The sequence below is a fragment of the Cryobacterium melibiosiphilum genome (assembly GCF_003602235.1).
Classification (GTDB): domain Bacteria; phylum Actinomycetota; class Actinomycetes; order Actinomycetales; family Microbacteriaceae; genus Cryobacterium; species Cryobacterium melibiosiphilum.
Genome location: NZ_QZVS01000058.1, coordinates 21,369 through 42,264, shown reverse-complemented (window position 1 = coordinate 42,264; position 20,896 = coordinate 21,369). Strand labels below are relative to the sequence as shown.

Genomic DNA, 20,896 nt, shown 5'->3' with positions numbered 1-20,896 from the left:
GCCGGGGACCCGCACGGCATGGCGCTCTGGGCTGGCACCGGGCACCGGCTCGTGCGGGCCCGGCCGGCCGCCGAGATCACGCGGATGCTCGCCGGCTGAGTGCGCTGATCCACGGCGCCGGCCGCGCGGTTCGGGGCGCGGTTCGGTGCGCGGCTGGCCGCGTGCTGGGTACGCTGAAGGTATGAACACCGCGCCGATTGCCGTGAAGACTCCCCTGCACCGCCAGCACCACAACGACGTGGTCATCGACAATTACGAGTGGCTGCGGGACAAAGACAATCCCGCCGTGATCAGCCACCTCGAAGCCGAAAACGCCTACACCGACCGGCGCACCGGCCACCTGGAGCTGCTGCAGGAACAGATCTTTGAAGAGATCAAGGGCCGCACCCAGGAGACCGACCTCAGCGTTCCGGTACGGCAGGGACTCTGGTGGCACTACACCCGCACGGTCGAAGGCCAGGAATACGGCATCCACTGCCGCGCCCCGATCAGCGACCCCGCCGACTGGACCCCGCCGGCGCTGCCCACGGCCAACACCGCAACGGATGCTCCCGGCCTGCCCGGCGAGCAGGTCCTGCTCGACGACAACGCCGAAGCGGCCGGCCACGAGTTCTTCTCGCTCGGCAGCTTCGATGTGAGCGATGACGGCACCCTGCTGCTCTACGCCGTCGACGTGGAGGGCGACGAGCGCTACACGATCCGGGTGCGCACCATCGAGACGGGTGAGAACCTCGCCGATGAGATTCCGAACACCTCCGAGGGCGCGCTGTTCGACCCCAGCGGCCGCTACCTCTTCTATACGACCGTCGACGAGGCCTGGCGCCCCGACACGGTGTGGCGGCACGAGATCGGCAGCGCGGCATCCGCCGATGTGACGGTCTTCTCGGAGCCCGACGAGCGCTTCTGGGTGGGTGTGGGCCTCACCCGCAGCCGCAAGTACCTGGTGATCGAGGCCGGATCGAGCGTGACGAGCGAGACCCGCCTGCTCGATGCGAGCGACCCGACCGGCGAGTTCAGCATCGTCTGGCCGCGGGTCGACGGCGTCGAGTACGACGTGGAGCACGCGGTGCTGGACGGCGACGACCGACTGCTGATCGTGCACAACGACCACGCGATCAACTTCGAGCTGGTGAGCGTCGCGGCGGGCGACCCGCTCGGCGAGAGGCGCGTGCTGCTCGCCCACAATCCGGAGATTCGGCTGGAAGGCGTCGACGCGTTCCGCGACTTCGTGGTCGTCGAATACCGCCGTGAGGGCCTGACCCGCATCGCCATCGACCGCCGCGGCGACGGTGCCGGGCTCACCGAACTGCAGTTCGACGAACCGCTGTTCGCCGTGGGAACGCACGGCAACCCGGAGTGGGAGCAACCCACGATCCGGCTCGGATATACGAGCTTCGTGACGCCCTCCACGGTGTATGACTACGTCGTGGCGACCGGCGAGATGCGCCAGCTCAAGCAGCAAGCGGTGCTCGGCGGCTACGACCCGCTCGTCTTCGAGCAGCGCCGGGAGTGGGCAATCGGACGCGACGGCACCCGCATCCCGATCTCGCTGGTCTTTCGCCGCGACCTCGTGACGCCCGGAGTGCCCGCGCCGACCCTGCTCTACGGCTACGGCTCGTACGAGCAGAGCATCGACCCGGGCTTCGGCATTCCGCGGCTGAGCCTTCTCGACCGCGGCATGATCTTCGCCATCGCTCACGTACGCGGCGGCGGCGAGCTCGGCCGGCTCTGGTACGAGAACGGCAAGACCACGCACAAGCGCAACACCTTCACCGACTTCATCGACTGCGCTCAGCACCTCATCGATGCCGGCTACACCACCCCGGAGCACCTCGTCGCCGAGGGCGGCAGCGCCGGCGGCCTGCTCGTCGGCGCCGTCGCGAACCTCGCCCCGGAGCTGTTCGCGGGCATCCTCGCGGTCGTGCCGTTCGTGGACCCGCTGACCTCGATCCTCGACCCGTCGCTGCCCCTGACGGTCATCGAGTGGGACGAGTGGGGAGACCCGCTGCACGACCCCGAGGTCTACGCCTACATGAAGTCGTACTCCCCGGTGGAGAACGTGCACGCCACGCACTACCCGCGCATTCTGGCCGTGACCAGCCTGAACGACACCCGGGTGCTCTACGTCGAGCCCGCCAAGTGGGTCGCGAAGCTGCGCGAGGTCGGGGCGGATGCCCTGCTCAAGACCGAGATGTCGGCCGGCCACGGCGGGGTCTCCGGTCGCTACAGTGCCTGGCGTGAGCGCGCGTTCAACTACGCCTGGGTGATCGACGCGGCCGGGGCGCATCCGTCTGGGGAGCCTGAGCCGGTGATCGCCGACTGAGCCGCGGACGGCGGCGGGGGTCAGGCTTCGGCGCGCAGGTGCAGGAACGACGTGACGGTCAGCGCGAAGTCGGTGCGCGAGGCGGGATACCCGGTGCGTGCGCTGTAGAGCGCGAGCGGCAGTGACACGTTCTCCCCGCCGCGGTGCAGGTCGAGCGTGATCGCGGGCACCCCGAAGTAGCCGAGCTTGTTCCAGCCGAGCTGCCGCACGATGCTGACCAGCGCCATGTGTTCGCTCATGTCGATCGGGGTGCCGCCGATCGACACCGCGCGCAGTTCGGTCCAGTCGACGACGGTGATCGGCAGGCCCTTGTTCTTGCCCGACCAGAACAGCAGGCCTTCCGCGTCGGCGGAGACGCCCACGAACTGGCCGAGCGCGACGGGCTCGCCGGTGAGGTCGGCCAGGCCGTGCTGCAGCGCCTCGGAGCGGGCCACGAAGAACACGAGCGCGCCCGGCAACACGGTGCGCAGCCGCAGGTCGAACGCCCGCAGCGAGCGCAGCATGAGCACATAGGTCACGACCGCGAAGCCCGGGATCAGGGCCAGGAACAGCACATTGTGATTCGTGCCCTCGGGGGCGAACGAATAGCTGATGACGGTGAGCCCGAGCAGCAGCGCCACGGGAATCAGGCTCACCCACACGGCGGTCCACGGTGACGGGAGCGAGGTGCCAGATTCCATAAGCGTAAGCATGGCAGGTACGCCTGCAACTTCGCGGTGACGGATGCGCGACCTGCGGTTATTCTGGACGCATGTGCCGGAATATTCACACCCTCCACAACTTCGAACCCGCCGCCACCGACGACGAGGTGCATGCCGCCGCGCTGCAGTACGTGCGCAAGATCAGCGGTTCCACGAAGCCGTCGAAGGCCAATGCCGAGGCCTTCGACCGGGCCGTGGCCGAGATCGCGCACGTCTCGCGGCATCTGCTCGAAGACCTCGTGAGCAGCGCCCCGCCGAAAAGCCGCGAGGTCGAGGCCGAGAAGGCCAAGGCCCGCTCGGCCAAGCGTTTCGCCGCCGCGTAGCCACCGCGGCTCGCCGCGCCCGCGGAGCGGAATACCCGCGGAACAGAATACCCGCGGAGCGGCGCCGGGCTTGAGCGCGCCGAGAACCCTCTGCGCGCCGGGGGAATTTGCCGCGGGGGCCGGGCGTTGGAAGACTGGAGGGGCATTTCTTCTCGGATGCACCCCCGTGTCAGACACAGTGAGGCCAAACCAGTGAAGAACTTCGACGTTTACGCGTTCACGCGCTGACTCCTCACTTCGCCACGGCGGCCGAGGTCAGCGCACCACCACGACCGTCGGAGCCTCTTGTCTACTCATGCCTCATCCCTCACCCTGAACAACGTGGGCCTCACCTGGCCTGACGGTTCGGTCGCCCTCAGCGGCATCAGCGCCACCTTTGGACGCGGCCGCACCGGCCTCGTCGGCCTCAACGGCTCGGGCAAGTCCACCCTGCTGCGCCTGCTGACCGGGCAGCTCACCCCGACGAGTGGCACGATCACGACGAACGGCGACGTCGGCTACCTGCCGCAGACCCTGACGCTCGACGTGCAGGCCACGGTCGCGTCTCTGCTCGGAATCCGCGGCGCCGTCGACGCGCTGCGCGCCATCGACGCGGGCGACGTGTCGATCGCGAACTTCGACGCGGTCGGTGACGACTGGGACATCGAAACCCGGGCCGGCGAGGTGTTGCGGGCCGCCGGCTTCGCGGGCACCACACTCGCGGGCGACCTCAGCGCCGAGGGCCTCGACCGCTCGGTCGGTGAGCTCTCGGGCGGCGAAGCGGTGCTCGTCGCGATCGCCGGCCTGCGGCTGCGCGGCGCCCCGATCACGCTGCTCGACGAACCCACCAACAACCTCGACGGTGACGCCCGGCGCAGACTCGGCGACCTCGTGCGCACGTGGACGGGCGCCCTCATCGTCGTCAGCCACGACACGACTCTGCTCGAGCTCATGGACGACACCGCCGAACTGCGCGGCGGCACCCTCAGCATCTTCGGCGGTGCATATAGCGCCTACCGCGCCCAGGTCGCCCAGGAACAGGCGGCCGCGCAGCAGGCCCAGCGCTCGGCCGAGCACATCGTGAAGACCGAGAAACGCCAGCGCATCGAGGCCGAGACCAAACTCGCCCACCGGGGCAAGACCGCGCGCACCGACTTCGAGAACAAGCGCGGCTCGAAGATCGTGATGAACCAGCTGAAAACGAATGCCCAGGTGTCCGCCGGCAAGCTGCGGGCGGATGCCGACAGCAAGGTCACCGACGCCCGCTCGGCCCTCGATGACGCCGAGTCCCGGGTGCGCTCCGACGAGCAGATTCACGTCGACCTGCCGGGCCTCGAGGTCGCCGCGACCCGCCGGCTCGCGGAACTGCGCGGCACCAACCGCACCGTGATCATCCAGGGTCCGGAGCGCGTCGCGTTGACCGGGCCGAACGGGGTCGGCAAGACCCGGCTGCTCGAGTCACTGCTGCCGGATGTCCCCTCCCGCGGCGGGATCGCCGCGCCGGCCGGGCGGGCGACCGCGGTGGCACATACCGAACGCATCGGGTACCTCGCCCAGAGGCTTGACCGGCTCGAGGAGGATGCCAGCGTGCTCGACAACGTGCGCGCGGCCGCTCCCTCGGTGTCGGCCGGGGACATCCGCAACCGGCTGGCGCGCTTTCTGATTCGCGGGGATGCGGTGGATCGGCCGGTGCGGAGCCTCTCCGGCGGCGAACGGTTTCGGGTCGCGCTCGCCTGTCTGCTGCTGGCCGATCCGCCGTCGCAGCTGCTGGTGCTCGACGAGCCCACCAACAACCTCGATCTGCAGAGCGTGGACCAGCTGGTTGGCGCGCTCAGCCAGTACCGTGGCGGGCTGCTCGTGGTCAGCCACGACGACGCCTTTCTCGCCCGGCTCGGCATCGCGACCTGGCTGGCACTGGATGCCGATGGCCGGCTGACCGACGTGAATCCCCCGACTCTGGAGCCCGTCGGGTACGGACGGCACTGAGGTACGGACTTCGTGCCCTCGCGGGCCGGGCCAAGGCACGAAGTCCGCACCTCACCGAAGAACCAACCCCGGGAAGGGCGGCCGGGTGTCGCACCCGGATGAGACGATGGAGCGTGCCCGAATCCGTGACCCCGCCCGAGAGGGGCGCCGACAGCACCATAGACAGCACCACCGCGGGCGCCACCGCATGGCGGCACGTGCTCGGGGTGGCCGCAGGGCCGGGGGCGGCATCCGCTCCGACGAGTTTTGGGCGGATGATGGCGGCCCCGAAGACCGGTCGTCCCGCCTCGATGGCCCTGCAGTTCGAGCTGCGCGAACAGACCCCGCACACGAACGAGCGCTGGCGGGGTCCGACGGCCCGCACGGTGACCCGTGTGCAGCCCGGCCACGGCGACTTTCGGCTCGGTGTGCGTCCGATGTTGCAGAACGCCCGCGGCAGCTGGGTGCGCGGCGCGCTGGCCTGGAGTCGACTGTCGACGCAGGCGGTGGCCTTGAACCTGAACCGCGAGCACCACCGCTGGTTCTCGGAGTTCGTCGCCGTCTACCGGGCCCTGCGCGGCGTCTACTACAGCCAGGAAACCGACTGGCTCTACCTCGACGACTTTACGAGTCCACTGCTCTGGCACCTGCTGGGCGAGGGCGCCGCCCTCGGCGTCGAGCTGCGCACGAGCGCAAAAGCCGGGATCGTGACGGTCGGCTCCCGCGCCGCCGTGAGCCTCGACGTGCGGGCGCCGGGCGCGGATTCCGGACTGCGCCTGAGCACCCGGCTGACGATCGACGATGACCCGCACCCCGCCGAATTCGCCGGCGCCATCGGCACCCACGGGCTGTACACCTTCGCGCTGCGGGCCGCACCGGTCTTCACCCTGGCCCCCACGCTCGTGCCGCTGTCCGCCGAGCAGCGGCGCCTGCTCGGGCAGCCGGAATCCGTCGCGGTTCCGGCGGGCGACGTCGACGAGTTCCTGGGCGAGTTTTACCCCCGGTTGCGCACCGCCATGACGATCACCAGCACGGATGCCTCGGTGCACCTGCCCGAGGTCGTGCCGCCGCGCCTCGTGCTCACCGTGCGCTTCGCCGCGCGGCAGAGCCTCCACCTCGACTGGCACTGGGAGTACAGTCTCGGGTCGACCGTGCTGCAGGTGCCTCTCGATGACGCGCGGCCGGCCAGCGGGTCCGGAGTCATCAGGGGAACCGTCGATGACGGTGCGACCCGCGACCGGGACCATGAACGTGCCGTGACCGCGCGGGTCGCCGACATTTTGGCCGGGTCTGAGACGCCGGACATCGACGACACGGACACCGACCCAGCCGCTCCGACTATCCCGCAGCCGCTGCCACACGGCATCCTGCGCGGCATCGACGCCGCCGAATTCGCCGCCACCGTGCTGCCGCGACTGCGTGCCCTGCGCGGCGTGCGGGTCGACACGGTCGGCGCCGAACCCGACTACCGCGAACTCACCGACGTGCCGCGCCTCACCGTGACCACGGTCGAAACCGACCAGCGCGACTGGTTCGACCTCGGCGTGATCGTCACCGTGAACGGCAAGACCGTGCCCTTCAGCCTGCTGTTCGCCGCCCTCGCCAAGGGCCGCAAGCGGCTGCTGCTCATCGACAACAGCTACCTCTCGTTACAGCAACCGGTCTTCGCGCAGCTGCACGAGCTCATCGACGAAGCCCGCGCGCTGCAGGAGTGGGAAACCGGCCTGCGCATCAGCCGCTACCAGGCCAGCCTCTGGAGCGAGTTCGAAGACCTCGCCGACGAAGCCCTGCCCGCGCAGGCGTGGCGGGCCGCGGTCAGCGGATTGCTCGAGCTGCTGCCGGCGGGCACGACGGCCGCGTCGGCAGACGGCCCCGCGGCATCCGCTCTCACCCGGCCTGCGCTTCCCCCGGGCGTGCACGCGACCCTGCGCCCGTACCAGCACGATGGATTCGCCTGGCTGGCTTTTCTCTGGAAGCATCAGCTCGGCGGCATCCTCGCCGACGACATGGGCCTCGGCAAGACCCTGCAGACTCTCGCCCTGATCGAGCACGCCACCCGGACGCCACTCGGCTCGACGACCCCGGCGCCGAACCGGCGGCCGTTCCTGGTGGTGGCGCCGACATCCGTCGTCTCGAATTGGCTGACCGAAGCCGGCCGATTCACGCCCGACCTGCGCGTGCACGCGGTCAGGGCGACCGCGGGGCGGGGTGTTGCGCTGACGGATGCCGCCGCCACGTCCGACGTGATCGTCACCTCCTACGCGCTCTTCCGCCTCGACTTTGCCGCCTACCAGGAGCTGTCCTGGGCCGGGCTGATCCTCGACGAGGCCCAGTTTGTGAAGAACAGCACCGCCAAGGTGCACGTCTGCGCGCGGGACCTCGACACGCCGTTCAAGCTCGCGCTGACCGGCACGCCGATGGAAAACAACCTGATGGACCTGTGGGCGCTCTTCAGCATCGTGGCCCCGGGGCTGTTCCCCTCCGCGCGGCGGTTCACCGAGAAGTACCTGCGCCCCATCGAGCGCGGCGAGAGCCCGCACGTGCTCGCCCGGCTGCGGCGGCGCATCCGCCCGCTGATTTTGCGGCGCACGAAAGAACTCGTCGCAACCGAGCTGCCGCCCAAGCAGGAGCAGCGGTTTAGCGTCGACCTGAACCCGCGACACCAGAAGCTCTACGACACGTTTCTGCAGCGTGAACGGCAGAAGCTGCTCGGGCTGCTCGACGACCTCGACAAGAACCGGTTCATCATCTTTCGCTCGCTCACCCTGTTGCGGCTGCTGAGCCTCGACCCGTCCCTGGTCGATGAGAAGTACGCCGGCGTGCCCTCGAGCAAGCTCGACGCCCTGTTCGACCAGCTCGAGACGAACGTGGCCGAGGGCCACCGAGCGCTGATCTTCAGCCAGTTCACCTCGTTCCTGAAGAAGGCGGCGGCCCGGCTCGAGGCGCAGGGCATCGCCTACTGCTATCTCGACGGCTCGACCCGCGATCGCGCGGCCGTGATCAACGCCTTCAAGACCGGCACCGCACCGGTGTTCTTGATCAGCCTCAAAGCCGGCGGTTTCGGCCTCAACCTCACCGAGGCGGACTACGTCTTTCTACTCGACCCGTGGTGGAACCCGCAGGCCGAGGCGCAGGCCGTGGACCGCACCCACCGCATCGGGCAGACCCGCACGGTGATGGTCTACCGTATGGTCGCGTCGGGCACGATCGAGGAGAAGGTGATGGCGCTCAAGGAGCGCAAGGCGCAGCTTTTCACCGCGGTCATCGACGATGACGCCGCCTTCAGCACCGACCTCACGGCCGACGATATCCGCGCCCTCTTCGACGAGTAGCCGCCCCGCTTTCGCGAGTGAGCAGTTTTTGCACTTCCCGAGGCCCGGAAGTGCACAAACTGCTCACTCGCGGACGGGGGACGGAACACGGGGCGGCTCGGCGAACGGTAGGCTGAGGCAGATCAAGAAAGGCCCTCGTGGACCGCAACAAACGCGTGGGCCGCGACAGACGCCACAATCCGGCAGATACCCGGCTCCCTCTCGGGCCGAGACGCCAGCAGGCCGCATCCGCCGCACGGCCGCCATCGGCGCCCGCGCAGAACGACCACCCTCGGCAGTTCTCGAAGCGCAGCGGCGCCGCGCTGCTCTGGCTGCTCGGGCTCTGCATCGGCGCCTACCTGGTCGGCCTCCTGGTGCAGGGCAGCACCACCCAGAACACGATCACCCTCGACACCATCGGCTGGCTGGCGACGCTCTCGGGCCTCGCGTGCGTGCTCGTCTGCTGGATTGCCGCCGCCCGCAGCCGGGCTCGCCGCCCCGACATCATTTTGGCCGCCACCGCCGTCACGAGCACGGTCTTCGCTGACACCGTCTATTACCTGCAGCTGCAGGGCTCGCCGGTCATCGTGTCGCCGCTGCCGGCCGACGTCGGGTACGTGCTCTTCTACGTCTTCATGGTCGCGGCCCTCATCGTGCTGGTGTTTCGACGCCTGCGCCCGCTCGGGATGCCGGTGCTGCTCGACACCCTCTCGGGATCGTTCGGGGCCGCGGCTATCCTGGCCGCCGTGCTGGACCCGGTGCTGGTTTTCGTGGCCGGCACCGCGCTGACCGGCGAGAACGTGCTCGGCCTGCTCTTCCCGGTCGGCGACCTCGTGCTCGTCGCACTGATCGCGGCGATCGCCACGGCCGAATCCCGCCGAGCCGGCCGCCGCTGGATGATTCTCGCCGCCGGCCTCCTGCTCTTCACCGCCGCGGACGTCACCTACGCGCTCGGCCTCCCCACCGCCCAGTACGTCGTCGGCAGCGTGCTGGATGCCGGCTGGGCGGTCGGAGTCGCCGTGATCGCCGTCTGGGTGCACCGCTCCACCGAGCCGGAAACGCCCCACCCCCGACCCGGCAACACCTGGTGGACCGTGGTGACGCCGGCCACGGCCACCGCGGGCGGGCTGGCCGTGCTGCTGCTCGGCACCCAGCTGCCCCTGACCCCGCTGCCGATCATCCTCGCGACCCTGAGCCTGGTCGTGGCGACGGTTCCGCTGGCCTACCGCCAGCAGATCGCCCGCCGTCTGGCGCGCACCGACGACCTCACCGGGCTGCTCAACCGTCGCGCTTTTCGGGCGGATGCCGCGGGTCGGCTCGTCGCAGACCGGCCGCACGCCCTGCTCGTGCTCGACCTCGACCGGTTCAAGGAGCTGAACGACAGCCTCGGCCACGAAGCCGGCGACCACCTGCTGACCGCGGTCGGAACCCAGATCTCGACCCAGTTACGCTCCGGAGACCTCGTCGGCCGGCTTGGAGGCGACGAGTTCGGTATTCTGCTGGCCGGCGCGTCGCGGGAGCGCGCGATCGCGACCGCCGAGCGGCTGCGCCACGTCGTCGCCGAACCGATGCTGCTCGAGGGCATCACGCTGCAGACCAACGTCAGCATCGGCATCGCCCTCTACCCGGAGCAGGGCAGCGACCTGAACCAGCTCATGCGCAAGGCCGACATGGCAATGTACCGCTCCAAAGCCGGAAACACCGGTCCGCACGTCTATGCCGCCGCCGACAACCAGCACGGCGCTGAACGGCTGCGCACCCTGCAGGAGCTCCGGCTGGCCCTCGCCCACGATCAGCTGCAGACCTACTTCCAGCCCAAAGTCGACCTGACCACCAACACCGTCACCGGAGCCGAGGCGCTCGTGCGCTGGAACCACCCGACCCGGGGCGTGCTCGGCCCCGGCGAGTTCCTCGGCCTGGCCGAGGAGTCCGGCCTGATGGACGAGCTCACCCTAATTGTGCTGTGCCAGGCCCTCGACCAGGCCGCACGGTGGCACCGGAACGGGCATCTGCTCACCGTCTCGGTCAACCTCGCGCCGGGGTCTCTCGCCGACGACCGTCTCGCCGACTGGGTCGGGGACCTGCTCGACGCCCGCGGCCTGCCGAGCGAACTGCTCATGCTCGAGATCACCGAAGAGTTCCTGATCGCCGACCGGCCGCGCGCGCAGGCCATTCTCACGAGCCTGCGGCGGCGCGGCATCCGTATTTCCATCGACGATTTCGGCACCGGCTACAGTTCACTGTCCTATCTGCGCGACCTGCCGATCGACGAGATCAAGCTCGACCAGTCCTTCGTGCTGCCGATGATGGACTGCCCGCGCACCGCCGCCCTCGTCGCGGCGGCGGTCGGTCTCGTGCACAGCCTCGACCTGCCGATGGTGGCGGAGGGCATCGAAGATGCCGAGGCGCTGGCTGAACTCATCCGGCTGGGCTGCGATGTGGGCCAGGGCTATTTCTTCTCCCGGCCGCTGCCGGCCGCGGACTTCGAACGCTGGATTGACGAACGCCGCGAGCTGGCCGGCACGAGCTGACCGGCGCCTCACACTCGACGGGCACCGCGCTACAGTGATCGCATCTACGGTGATCGCATTTACGGTGATCGCATCGATCGGCGGGAGATTCCGATGAACTGTGAACGCGTCACCCTGGCACCGAAACACATTTTCGGCTACCGCGCCCTGGTGCCGCTGGCGGAGCTGAGCGAGTTCTTCCGCCCCACCTTCGACGCGGTCGCCCGCGAGATGGAGGACCACGGCGTCGAGATCATGGGCCCGCCGACCGCGGTGTACCACGCGATGGCGCACGACACCGTGGAGGTGACCGCCGGGTTTCCGGTGGCCGCCCTCGCCACGCCGCGGGCGGCATCCGTCATTGAAGCCCTCCCCGGCGGGCCGGCCGTCGTCGCCGTGCACACCGGCGGCTACGACACGATCCGCAAGACCCACCAGCTGCTCTCCGTCTGGGTGGAGAAGCAGCACCTGGCCCTGGCCGCCGTCACCTGGGAGGAATACCTCGTCGGCCCGGCCGAGAACCCCGACCCGGCCGCGTGGCAGACCCGGCTCGTCTACCCGCTGGCCTGAGCTCCCCGCTGGCCGCCCGGCTACACCGCGCTCGAGGTCGCCCAGAGGTTGATGCCCTTGTCGCTGGCGTGCTCGTCGATCGCGTCGAGTTCGTCGGCGCTGAACGCGAGGTTGTTCAAGGCCGCGACGTTCGTTTCCAGCTGGGCGACGGATGACGCACCCACCAGCGCCGAGGTGACCTCCGGCGAGCGCAGCACCCAGGCCAGGGCCATCTGGGCGAGCGACTGGCCGCGGCCGGCCGCGATCTCGGTCAGTCCGCGAATGCTCGTGAGCGCCTTCTCGGTGAGCATCGTCTTCTTCGCGGAGCCGTCACGCGCGATCCGGGAGTCGGCCGGAATGCCACTCAGGTAGCGGTCGGTCAGCAGCCCCTGCGCGAGCGGCGAGAACGCGATGCAGCCGGTGCCGAGGTCTTCGAGGGTGACAAGCAGGTCGTCCTCGACCCAGCGGTTGAACAGCGAGTAGGACGGCTGGTGGATCAGCAGTGGGGTACCGAGGTCGGCGAGGATCGCCGCGGCCTGACGGGTGCGTTCGGGCGAGTAGGAGGAGATTCCCGCGTACAGCGCGCGGCCGCTCGTGACGGCGGTGTGCAGCGCTCCCATCGTCTCTTCGAGCGGGGTATCGGGATCGGCCCGGTGGGAGTAGAACACGTCGACGTAGTCGAGTCCCATCCGGCCCAGGGACTGGTCGAGGCTCGACAGCAGGTACTTGCGCGAGCCGTTGTTGCCGTAGGGACCGGGCCACATGTCGTACCCGGCCTTGGTCGAGATGACGAGCTCGTCGCGGTGCGAGGAGAAGTCGTTCGCGAGATGCCGGCCGAAGTTCGTTTCGGCGCTGCCGTAGGGCGGTCCGTAATTGTTGGCGAGGTCGAAGTGGGTGATGCCGAGGTCGAACGCGCGGCGCAGGATCGCCCGCTGGGTGTCGAAGGCGGTGTCCCCTCCGAAGTTCTGCCACAGGCCGAGCGAAATGGCCGGCAGTTTCAGGCCGCTGCGGCCGACTCGACGGTAGGGCATGGACTCGTAACGGGCTTCAGAGGGCACATAAGTCATGCCTTCATCCTGCCACGGGCACGGGCACGCCAGGCGTCACTGACCGTCACCGCACGGTGCGCACCGGTTCGACATAACCGCCGTGGCGGCCATCCGTTCCGATCAGGTGGCCGATCCGTTTCACCTGGCGGGGCAGCAGCCAGCGGTCCACGACCAGGGCGCTGGGAAACAGCCGGGCCACCCGGCTCTCCACCTCATCCAGCTGCTCGAGGTCTTTCAGCCACAGCGTCACCGCGAGGTTCGCCGATCCCACCACCCCCGCGCACATGCGGGTCTCCGGCTGCAGCGAAATCGCCGATCCGACCGCCTCGACCTGCGCGCGCGGAACGCTGTACCAGAGCATGGTCGTGGCATCGAAACCGATGGCCGTGTGGGCGATCTCGATGCGGGACTGCACCCAGCCGGCATGCATCAGGCCTCGAATCGACCGGTTGACCGACGACACGCTGCGCCCGGTGTCCAGAGCAATGGCCGACGCGGCGAGACGGATGTCGCTGCCGAGCGCCGTCAGCACCTCCATCAGGTGGGCGGTCGGCACCTCAGGGGCATCATGGATCGTGCCCTTGAGCGCGAGGATCGCCTGCACCTGTCGATCCCGCAGCACGTGCAGCCGCCAGTCGGAACCGTCGGCGAAGAAGCGAGAGATGAAGTTGGTGCGGGTCGCCTGCACGCCGCCGACCGTGGCCACGGCATCCGCCACATACCGATCGATCTCGGCGACGCTGGTCATCACGAGGGTGAGCATCAGGTCTCGGGCTCCGGAGGTGCAGTCCACGCTGAGCACCCCGGCCAGGCCGCCGAGCTCCCGCAGCACGTCTTCGCGGCGGCTCGCGGCGCAGTTCACCTCGACGAAGGCACAGACCACGTTCGGGCCCGTTCCCCATTCCTTACGCGTGGTCGGGTAAGCCGTGGACCAGACCAGGCCGTCACCGGTCAGCCGTGCCCAGCGCCTGGACAGCGTCGTCGCGTCGGAGTCGAGAACCGACTCGAGCTGCGCCCAGGACGCCCGGGGATGCAACTGCAGGGCGTTAATGAGTTGGAAATCCAGTTCGTCGATCACTCACCCGATCCTGCAGCAAACGCCGCGCAGCGGCAAATTCGTGCACATTGCACGATCGATGACGTCAATCCCATCACGGACCGCCACGCTGGGCAGCACGACCCCCGGCGCCGCGGGCCAGGATCCCCGTCTGCCCCACCCTAAGGACTCCGATGCCTGCCCTGACGACCACACCGTCTGCCCTCGCGAAGACCGTGGCCCACGAGATCCTCGCCGATACCGCCGCCGCGCTCCCCCGCTGGGTCGCGTTCTTTCGCGACCTGCATGCCCACCCCGAGCTCGCGTTTCGCGAGACCCGCACCGCGGGACTGCTCGCGGCCTCGCTCACCGCGGCGGGTTTCACCGTGACCACCCGCGTCGGCGGCACCGGCGTCGTCGGCCTGCTGCGCAACGGCACCGGCCCGGTCGTGATGCTGCGCGGCCACATGGACGGCCGGCCGATGCTCGAGCAGACCGACCTGGCCTGGCGCAGCCGCGCCACCCAGACCGTGGGCGGCGTCGCCACCCCGGTCATGCACGCCTGCGGGCACGACATGCAGGTCACCGCCTTGGCCGCGGCGGCGGATGTGCTCGAGCAGGCATCGGATCGCTGGCGCGGAACCCTGATGATCGTCGGGCAGCCCGCCGAAGACGAGGGTGCCGGCGCCCGCGCCATGCTCGACGACGGCCTGTTCACCCGGTTTCCCCGGCCCGATGTTGTGCTCGGCCAGCACGTCGGACCGTTTGCCGTCGGCCGGGTCGAGCACCCGACCGCACCGTGGACGTCGACCGTGACCGACCGGGTTCAGTCCGCCCACGAAGCCCTGGTGCCCGGCGGCGTGCGCCGGCGCCCGTGCCGGATGGGCTGCGACGACTCCGCCGAATTCGGGATCGCCGGCGACCGGTCCCCGGGCCCCGAGATCCCGTCGGCCTTCTGGCTCTGGGGCGGCATGGACCCGGCCCGGTTCAGCGACGACGAGGTCGGACCTGATGAGGGTACCGGCCCCCACAGCGCCCGCTTCGAACTCGTCGACGCGCCCGCGATCGACGTCGGGCGCAAGCTCCTCGTTGCGGCGGCACTCGAGTACCTGCGCACCTGACCCGGCTGTTCGAGTCGGGCAGGGCCGGGCCGGGCCGGGCCGGGCAGAGCGGGGCACGGCCGATCTGGTCAGGGGCGGCCGTCGGCCGTTCCGAGGTGGCCGGCCGCGGCATCCGTCGCCGGGGTCGCGGCGACCTGGGCGCGCAGGTAGTCGGCGAAGCCGGCGGGGGCGCGCCCGGTCAGGCGGCCCGAGGTTAGCACCGGGATCAGTGCGGTGCGGGCCTCCGTGACGGGCAGGGCGCGCAGCGCGGCCACTAGCCGGAGGTCTTCGCCGGTTTCGACGGATGCGAATCCGCCGGCCTCGAGATAGCGGTCGGCGCGCACCCCGAGGTTGGCGCCGTGCACGTGCGGATGCCCCTCCCCCAGGGTGTGCCGCTGCAGCCACCGCTCCTGCTGCGCGGTCGCCAGTTCAGTGTCGGGCACGACGGTGCCGAGCACGAGTTCGGCGCCGTTGCGGGCGAAGGCCAGCTGGGCCGTGAGCCAGTTCGGCGGAACGGCCGAATCGGCATCCGTCGTCGCCAGCCAGAGTCGGCGCGGTGGCTTGCTGCCGAGACCCGCGAGGAGCCGGTCAGCGCCCGCGCGCCGGGCGGCGCCGACCGACCCGGCCGCACTGACGACCGCGCCGTACTGCGGCCAGTCGGCGGCGACGCTCGCGGAGCCGTCGCTGCAGCGGTCCAGCACGATCACCACACTGACCCGCGGCCGGGCCGGCGCGGGTGACGCCCGCACGGCCGCGATGGCCACGGCGAGCGCGGTGAGGCAGCGCGGCAGCAGCAGCTCTTCGTTGCGCACCGGAATAACGATCCCGACCTGATCGAGGCGCCCGGCCTGATCGAGGCGCCCGGCCTGATCGAGGCGCCCGGCCCGATCGCGGGGTTCCGGCGACGTCACGACACGAGGCCTTCGCGCTGGGCGACGGAGCGGGCCGGGCGGGGTTCGAAAATCTCGAGGATGAAGTCGTATTCCACGTGGTGCACCGTGCGCTGCAGGCCGACGACACGGGCCAGTTGGGCGTGCACCGCGTCGCCGGTGAGCGGATACACCTCCACCGGATGCCGCCAATGGCAAGCCAGCAGCACCCCGTCGGCGGTGAGACTCGACCGGCAGCGCTCGAGCAGGCGGCGCAGGTCGGCCGTGGAGCAGTAGTAGCCCACCTCGCTCAGCACGATCAGGTCGAACGCGCCCGCCGGCCATTCCCGCGGCACGGTCAGCCGCTCGAAGTCGACGCCGGGATGCCCGGCCAGCCGTTCGCGGGCGATGCGCAGCGGTTCCTCGCTGATGTCCACGGCCAGCACGGACTCGCTCCGGCCCGCGAGCTGCTCGGTGAACACCCCGATGGAGCAGCCGAGTTCGAGCACCGAGGCGAATCGGGGCCGCGGCAGGGCGGCCACGGTCAGCGCGCGTTTGCGACGTTCGTACCAGCGGGACTCAAAGCCCCACGGGTCGCGGGTGCCGGCGTAGAGGTCGTTGAAATAGGGCTCGGTGAGGCTGCGGGTGGCGGCCAGCGCGCCGTGCAGGTCCGTGACGCTGCCGGTCGGCCCCGGCGGGGACTGCAGGACCCCGGCGAGATCACCGGATGCGGGACCTCCGGCGGTTCCGTGCCCTGACGGAACCGCGTTCGATACCCCGCCGGCCAGCTCGGTGCCGGCCGGAGCCACCGACGTCTCGATGAAGGTTTCGTAGCCGCGCCGAAAGTAGGCCAGGAACGACGCTGTCAGCAGCGCTTCGTCGCCGGGCAGTGGCGACAGCTCGCGGGTCTGGCTCGGAAAGCCGGCCAGGGCCACGTGCTTCGTCCGCTGCTCGGCCGCGCTGAGCTGAAGCACGCTGAGCGTCGCACCCTGCGGCCAGACGCCGGGCCAGACGCCGGCCCAGACGTCGCTGCCCGGAGTGGACCAGTGCCAGGCCCAGATCGGGTATTCGAGCAGCCGCGCATTCGCGTCGGCAGCCGCAGTCGCGGCGGCATCCCCCGCGGCCGTGTGGTCGGGGTGGCCGTCGGAACGCCACGGTGCGATCACCCAGGTGCCGGGGCCGCCGCCGTCGATCGCGTGGGTGATCGCCTGCGTCGCCTCATCGAGGTGATCCGAGAGGGCGCCGTCGGGAAGCCGCAGCAGGCGCACGTCGGCCGTCGGGGCGAGGGCGGCGAGGGCATCCGTCAGCTCGGATTCGCGCAGCGCGGCGAGCTGGCCCACGGTGTGCGTGGTCGAATCGGGATGCGAGGCCTCGCCGCTACTGAGCACCACCACCACGATCGGCAGCCCGAGGTGCGCGGCCCGGGCCAGCAGGCCTCCGGCGCCGAGGGTCTCGTCGTCGGGGTGCGCCGCCACCACCACGAGGCGTTCGACGCCGTCGAGCAGCAGGGCGGGCAGCGTGGCCGGCAGGTCGGCGGCGGCCCAGTCGTCTTCGGGGGTGCCCTCATCGAGGTGGGTGAAGTTCACCACGGGGAGCCGCCCTGCGCCGGTGCGCCGTCGGCGGCGTGGGTCGCGCCCGGCGCGAGCAGCATGCGGCCGAGGGCGGCATCGTCCCGTTCGGCGTGGTGCTGGCGCACATACAGCTGCAGGTCGGCGATGCGCTGCGCGTGCCGGGCATCGAAGGCGAGGGGCGCCGGGCCGAGCGCATGGCCCACCCGGGTGATGATTTCGTCGGCGCTGCGGGCGACGAGCCCCCGCACCCGGGCGGCCAGTCGAGCTCCGTCCGTTCCGGTCGCCGCGCCGGAGTCGATCGCCGCGGCGGCCTGGCCGAGCGCGCTGCCGCAGGCAGTCAGGAGAACGTCGATCGCGCCGAGGTGCGCGAGGGCGATCTGGTCGGGGGCGTGGTGCGCCGGCGTGTGCACGGCCGCGTACAGCTGCCGGGCGACGCCGACCGCACCGCCGAACCAGCAGGCCGCGACCCCGATGCCGCCCCACGCAAACCCGGGGCGTTGCAGGTACCAGCCGTCGGCTCCGATCGGGCGGGCCGCGACGGCCGCGAAGTCGACGGGGCCGCTCGGCACGCTTGGCAGGCCGAGCGCCACCCACCCTCCCGCGCGCACGCCGACCCCCGGCTGCCGCAGGTCGACCGCGAAGAGCCGCCGCTGGCTGTCGGAGGTTCGGGCCGTCACGAGGGCGTGGGAGAGCGACCCGGCCAGCGAACACCACGGTTTGGTGCCGTCGAGACGCCAGGAGGGGGCGTCAGCACCGGGGCCGCCGGTGGCGTGGGGGTGCACGCCACCGGACTGCACCGGCAGGGCATCAAGACGCAGCCCGCTCGCTTCGGCGGCGAAAACGCCCCAGACCGGCCCCGCCGCATCCGCCCCGGCCTGGCCCGCCGGGAAGAGCGCCGCGGGATCGATCCCCGCCTGGCGCAGGATGGCGAGCGCGTCGAGGTGGGCTTCGGCCACCCGCGCGGCGGTGAGGTCGACCGCGGCAAGGCTCGCCAGCGTCTCGAACAGCACCGCGGTCTCGCCCGCGCCGATCACGGGAACGGATGCGCCCAGCTGCCGCGCCAGCGTGAGCGCACGACCCGCATTGCCCCGTACCAGGGCCGCCGAGGACAGCTGGCCGAGGGTCACGCCGGACGCGAGGGGCATGACCGGCCCGAGGGGCTGGCTGGTCGGGTCGGCAGCCGCCCGGGGCAGGCGTACCGGCTGCGGGCCGTGCGCGCTGGCCGCTGAGACCCGGGCGTCCACCGGCCGGTGCGTCTGCGTCTGCGTGGTCATGGGTCTCCTCTGGAACGTAGCGGGGCGGGCAGCGGATGACGCCCGGCAGGTCAAAGCGGGCGGCGCAGGCTCACTCGGTGTCCCGGGAACCGCTGCCCGCGGCCTTCGCCGACGGGACCGCGGCGAGCGTGCGAGGCTTGCGGGTCTCGGCGCTGACCATCCAGGCATGCTGCTCGAGCTTTTCGATGACCAGGTGCAGGATGTCGGCGCTGGTCGGGTCTTCCTCGTCGACCTCATCGTGCACCGCGCGGATGTTGGCGACGGTCGTGTCGAGGCGCTCGGTGATCAGGCCCACCGCGTCGGTCGTGCTGACCTCCCCGGCCGGAAAATGCGGCAGGTGGGTGGTGGCGGTGACCGTCTCGGCGCGACCATCGGGCATGGCCTCGAGGGCACGCATACGTTCGGCGACCTGGTCGGAGAACTCGCGCACGTCGTCGACGATTGTGTCGAGCTGGTGGTGCAGGTCACGAAAATTGGTGCCGAGGATGTTCCAGTGGGCCTGTTTTCCCTGCACGTGCAGGTCGATCAGGTCGACCAGGACGGACTGGAGGTTGGCGCTGAGGGTCTCGGAGGCGTGCATGGTGTCCTCTCATCAGAACGGCCCCGTGCGGTGGGGCCCAAACAGTAGGGGCTGTACGGGTGCACGATTCGGCCCCGCCGGCCGAGTGCGAGGCGACCCTAGCACCGCCCACCGACACGGTCGAGCCTTGCCCGCGCCAGAGGTGGCAGACTCGTCCCATGACACCGGCAGCCGAGTCCCCGCACGCCACGGTCGTCGGGCACGGCTCGGTCGTGTCCGTCAGCCGCGATGACCGGCACCGCTTCAGCAAGCCGGCGGCAGGCAGCATCCGTCTACGGGCGGGTTTCGGAGTCGAGGGCGACGTGCATGCCGGTGCCACCACCCAGCACCGCTACCTGCTGAAAAAGGATCCGACCCGGCCGAACCTGACCCAGGTGCACCTGATCCCCGCCGAGCTCTTCGACGACCTGCGGTCAGCCGGGTTCACGGTCGCCGCCGGGGAACTCGGCGAGAACGTGACGACCCGCGGGCTCAGCCTGCGCACGCTGCCGCTCGGCACCCGGCTGCACCTCGGTGCCGGCGCGATCGTCGAGGTGACCGGGTTGCGCAGCCCCTGCAGCCTCATCAACGGCTACCAGAAGGGCCTCATGAAGACCCTGATCGGCACGGATGCCGCCGGCCAGGTGGTGCGCAAGGCCGGCATCATGGGCATCGTGGTCGCGAGCGGCACGGTGCTGCCCGGCGACACCGTGCGCGTCGAACTGCCGGCCGGCGGGCCGCGACCGCTCGGCGTCGTTTAGCTGCTCGGTGTCGTTTAGCTGCTCGGTGTCGTCTAACGACTGCCGGTTAGGCTTCCTCAGCGGCGAGGAACCACGGCGGGTAGACGACGACCTTGGGGCGAAAGGCGGAACCGGCGAACAGCGGCTTGACGATGTCGCGCACCTTGTCGTTGGTGACGCCGACGAGGGTGACGAGCTCGAACGGGAACTCGCCGGCCACGAGCAGCTCGGCGTTCTGCAGTGCGTCGGATTCGGGATTGGCCCGCAGCAGGCGCAGCATCCGGTCGGCCGCCGCCACGGTGGCGGCGAAGCGGGTGAGGACGCCGCCGGCATCGCCGTCGGTGATGGTGACGGATGCTTCATCCGCTTCGATCGCCGCAGCGCGGCCCGCGAGCACGGTCTTGACGGTGCTGACCAGGATCACGAAATCGCCGGCGTCGGAGCCGAGCGCGTCGAGCACGAGTCGCGGGTCGGCGGTGCTGGAGCGCACACCCTGCCAGATGTTGGCGTTCGGCGAGAGGAAGAACGGCACGTAGCTGGCGACGCTCGCGCTGCCGTCGCCGGCGACGACCGCCGCGCGGCGGGCCGCCCGGGTGTCGACGGTGGAGATATCGATGGTCGGGCGGGTGTCCCAGTCCTCGTTGGCGTCGGCGAGCAGCGCGCCGGACTCGAGGATCGCGGCGAGGTTGCGCACGTGCGTCACGTGGTAGATGCGCTGTTCGCCGACGTTGTCGGCGGCGATACGGGCGCTCGACGAGCGGGCGGCCGCGGTCGTGCGCGGCTCCCGCACGACGGCGGTCTTCGGCGCGGCGCGCAGCGTGGCCTTGGCCGCGGTCTTGGCGGCGGTGGTCGCACTCAGCGCGGTCGGCCGGGGATCACGCAGCGAGGACAGCTTGGCGCGGCTGGCGCGCGGTGTCTTCACGACGAGAGCGGGCTCCGGAGCGGCTTTCGGAAAACAGGAGGCGCACAATTCGCCCTCGAGCCCGTGGATACACTCGTCGTCCAAGTCAAAACCTTTCCCGTGCGCGTGGCGGCTC

General features: G+C 70.4%; 16 protein-coding genes. 8 read left to right on the top strand and 8 right to left on the bottom strand.

Annotation, left to right across the window (positions count from 1 at the left end; translation table 11 throughout):
• Positions 1-181: 181 nt before the first annotated feature.
• Entirely contained in the window at positions 182-2,323 is a 2,142-nt protein-coding gene (locus D6T64_RS03670; RefSeq protein WP_119971771.1) for a S9 family peptidase, read from the top strand.
• A gap of 20 nt (positions 2,324-2,343) precedes the next feature.
• Here the strand turns inward: D6T64_RS03670 and D6T64_RS03665 are convergent, their stop codons facing one another.
• Positions 2,344-3,003, bottom strand: coding sequence for a hypothetical protein (locus D6T64_RS03665; RefSeq protein WP_119971767.1), 660 nt, complete (start codon positions 3,001-3,003; stop codon positions 2,344-2,346).
• A 71-nt stretch (positions 3,004-3,074) separates the two neighbouring features.
• Between D6T64_RS03665 and D6T64_RS03660 the strand changes: the two genes are divergently transcribed.
• From D6T64_RS03660 to D6T64_RS03640, 5 genes are all read left to right on the top strand, one after another.
• The gene (locus D6T64_RS03660) at positions 3,075-3,347 is read left to right on the top strand and encodes a DUF2277 domain-containing protein (RefSeq protein WP_119971764.1); all 273 of its coding nucleotides are present in this window, start codon (positions 3,075-3,077) and stop codon (positions 3,345-3,347) included.
• Positions 3,348-3,632: 285 nt separating this feature from the next.
• Positions 3,633-5,312 carry an ABC-F family ATP-binding cassette domain-containing protein gene (locus D6T64_RS03655; protein WP_119971761.1) on the top strand — a complete coding sequence of 560 codons (1,680 nt, stop codon included), beginning with the start codon at positions 3,633-3,635 and terminating at the stop codon, positions 5,310-5,312.
• A 113-nt stretch (positions 5,313-5,425) separates the two neighbouring features.
• The gene (locus D6T64_RS03650; RefSeq protein WP_147364449.1) at positions 5,426-8,623 is read left to right on the top strand and encodes a DEAD/DEAH box helicase; all 3,198 of its coding nucleotides are present in this window, start codon (positions 5,426-5,428) and stop codon (positions 8,621-8,623) included.
• 137 nt (positions 8,624-8,760) lie between these two features.
• Positions 8,761-11,133 (top strand): putative bifunctional diguanylate cyclase/phosphodiesterase, encoded by a 2,373-nt coding sequence (locus tag D6T64_RS03645; protein ID WP_119971754.1) that lies wholly within the window; start codon positions 8,761-8,763, stop codon positions 11,131-11,133.
• A gap of 93 nt (positions 11,134-11,226) precedes the next feature.
• Positions 11,227-11,682, top strand: a complete 456-nt coding sequence (locus D6T64_RS03640; RefSeq protein WP_119971751.1) for a GyrI-like domain-containing protein — start codon at positions 11,227-11,229, stop codon at positions 11,680-11,682.
• A gap of 20 nt (positions 11,683-11,702) precedes the next feature.
• Here D6T64_RS03640 and mgrA read toward each other — a convergent pair whose 3' ends face one another.
• Both mgrA and D6T64_RS03630 read right to left on the bottom strand, forming a co-directional pair.
• Positions 11,703-12,728 carry an L-glyceraldehyde 3-phosphate reductase gene (gene mgrA, locus D6T64_RS03635; RefSeq protein ID WP_119971749.1) on the bottom strand — a complete coding sequence of 342 codons (1,026 nt, stop codon included), beginning with the start codon at positions 12,726-12,728 and terminating at the stop codon, positions 11,703-11,705.
• Positions 12,729-12,774: 46 nt separating this feature from the next.
• Positions 12,775-13,788 (bottom strand): Lrp/AsnC family transcriptional regulator, encoded by a 1,014-nt coding sequence (locus D6T64_RS03630; protein ID WP_119971746.1) that lies wholly within the window; start codon positions 13,786-13,788, stop codon positions 12,775-12,777.
• A 152-nt stretch (positions 13,789-13,940) separates the two neighbouring features.
• Between D6T64_RS03630 and D6T64_RS03625 the strand changes: the two genes are divergently transcribed.
• Positions 13,941-14,867, top strand: a complete 927-nt coding sequence (locus D6T64_RS03625; RefSeq protein WP_119971743.1) for a M20/M25/M40 family metallo-hydrolase — start codon at positions 13,941-13,943, stop codon at positions 14,865-14,867.
• Between the two features lie 68 nt (positions 14,868-14,935).
• Here D6T64_RS03625 and D6T64_RS03620 read toward each other — a convergent pair whose 3' ends face one another.
• The 4 genes from D6T64_RS03620 to D6T64_RS03600 form a co-directional block, all read right to left on the bottom strand.
• Positions 14,936-15,757 carry a glycosyltransferase gene (locus D6T64_RS03620; protein WP_119971739.1) on the bottom strand — a complete coding sequence of 274 codons (822 nt, stop codon included), beginning with the start codon at positions 15,755-15,757 and terminating at the stop codon, positions 14,936-14,938.
• Positions 15,754-17,304 carry a PIG-L family deacetylase gene (locus tag D6T64_RS03615; RefSeq protein ID WP_233550812.1) on the bottom strand — a complete coding sequence of 517 codons (1,551 nt, stop codon included), beginning with the start codon at positions 17,302-17,304 and terminating at the stop codon, positions 15,754-15,756. The genes D6T64_RS03620 and D6T64_RS03615 overlap by 4 nt, the downstream gene beginning before the upstream one ends.
• On the bottom strand, positions 17,298-18,560 hold the full coding sequence (locus D6T64_RS03605; RefSeq protein WP_119971736.1) for an acyl-CoA dehydrogenase family protein: 1,263 nt from the start codon (positions 18,558-18,560) through the stop codon (positions 17,298-17,300). Before D6T64_RS03605 ends, D6T64_RS03615 begins: the two co-directional genes overlap by 7 nt.
• Before the next feature lie 70 nt (positions 18,561-18,630).
• Positions 18,631-19,140 (bottom strand): Dps family protein, encoded by a 510-nt coding sequence (locus D6T64_RS03600; protein WP_119971733.1) that lies wholly within the window; start codon positions 19,138-19,140, stop codon positions 18,631-18,633.
• A gap of 158 nt (positions 19,141-19,298) precedes the next feature.
• On the opposite strand from D6T64_RS03600, the gene D6T64_RS03595 reads away from it, so the two are divergent.
• Positions 19,299-19,880 carry an MOSC domain-containing protein gene (locus D6T64_RS03595; RefSeq protein ID WP_119971730.1) on the top strand — a complete coding sequence of 194 codons (582 nt, stop codon included), beginning with the start codon at positions 19,299-19,301 and terminating at the stop codon, positions 19,878-19,880.
• A 46-nt stretch (positions 19,881-19,926) separates the two neighbouring features.
• On the opposite strand, the gene D6T64_RS03590 is transcribed toward D6T64_RS03595, so the two are convergent.
• A complete protein-coding gene (locus D6T64_RS03590; protein ID WP_119971726.1) occupies positions 19,927-20,781 on the bottom strand; it encodes a DarT ssDNA thymidine ADP-ribosyltransferase family protein in 855 nt (284 codons plus the stop codon).
• Positions 20,782-20,896: the final 115 nt, after the last annotated feature.

Excerpts from the sequence above, each read along its gene's own strand:
- D6T64_RS03670 (WP_119971771.1), top strand. The coding sequence starts at position 182 with ATGAACACCGCGCCGATTGCCGTGAAGACTCCCCTGCACCGCCAGCAC.
- D6T64_RS03665 (WP_119971767.1), bottom strand. The coding sequence starts at position 3,003 with ATGGAATCTGGCACCTCGCTCCCGTCACCGTGGACCGCCGTGTGGGTG.
- D6T64_RS03660 (WP_119971764.1), top strand. The coding sequence starts at position 3,075 with ATGTGCCGGAATATTCACACCCTCCACAACTTCGAACCCGCCGCCACC.
- D6T64_RS03640 (WP_119971751.1), top strand. The coding sequence starts at position 11,227 with ATGAACTGTGAACGCGTCACCCTGGCACCGAAACACATTTTCGGCTAC.
- mgrA (WP_119971749.1), bottom strand. The coding sequence starts at position 12,728 with ATGACTTATGTGCCCTCTGAAGCCCGTTACGAGTCCATGCCCTACCGT.
- D6T64_RS03625 (WP_119971743.1), top strand. The coding sequence starts at position 13,941 with ATGCCTGCCCTGACGACCACACCGTCTGCCCTCGCGAAGACCGTGGCC.
- D6T64_RS03605 (WP_119971736.1), bottom strand. The coding sequence starts at position 18,560 with ATGACCACGCAGACGCAGACGCACCGGCCGGTGGACGCCCGGGTCTCA.
- D6T64_RS03600 (WP_119971733.1), bottom strand. The coding sequence starts at position 19,140 with ATGCACGCCTCCGAGACCCTCAGCGCCAACCTCCAGTCCGTCCTGGTC.
- D6T64_RS03595 (WP_119971730.1), top strand. The coding sequence starts at position 19,299 with ATGACACCGGCAGCCGAGTCCCCGCACGCCACGGTCGTCGGGCACGGC.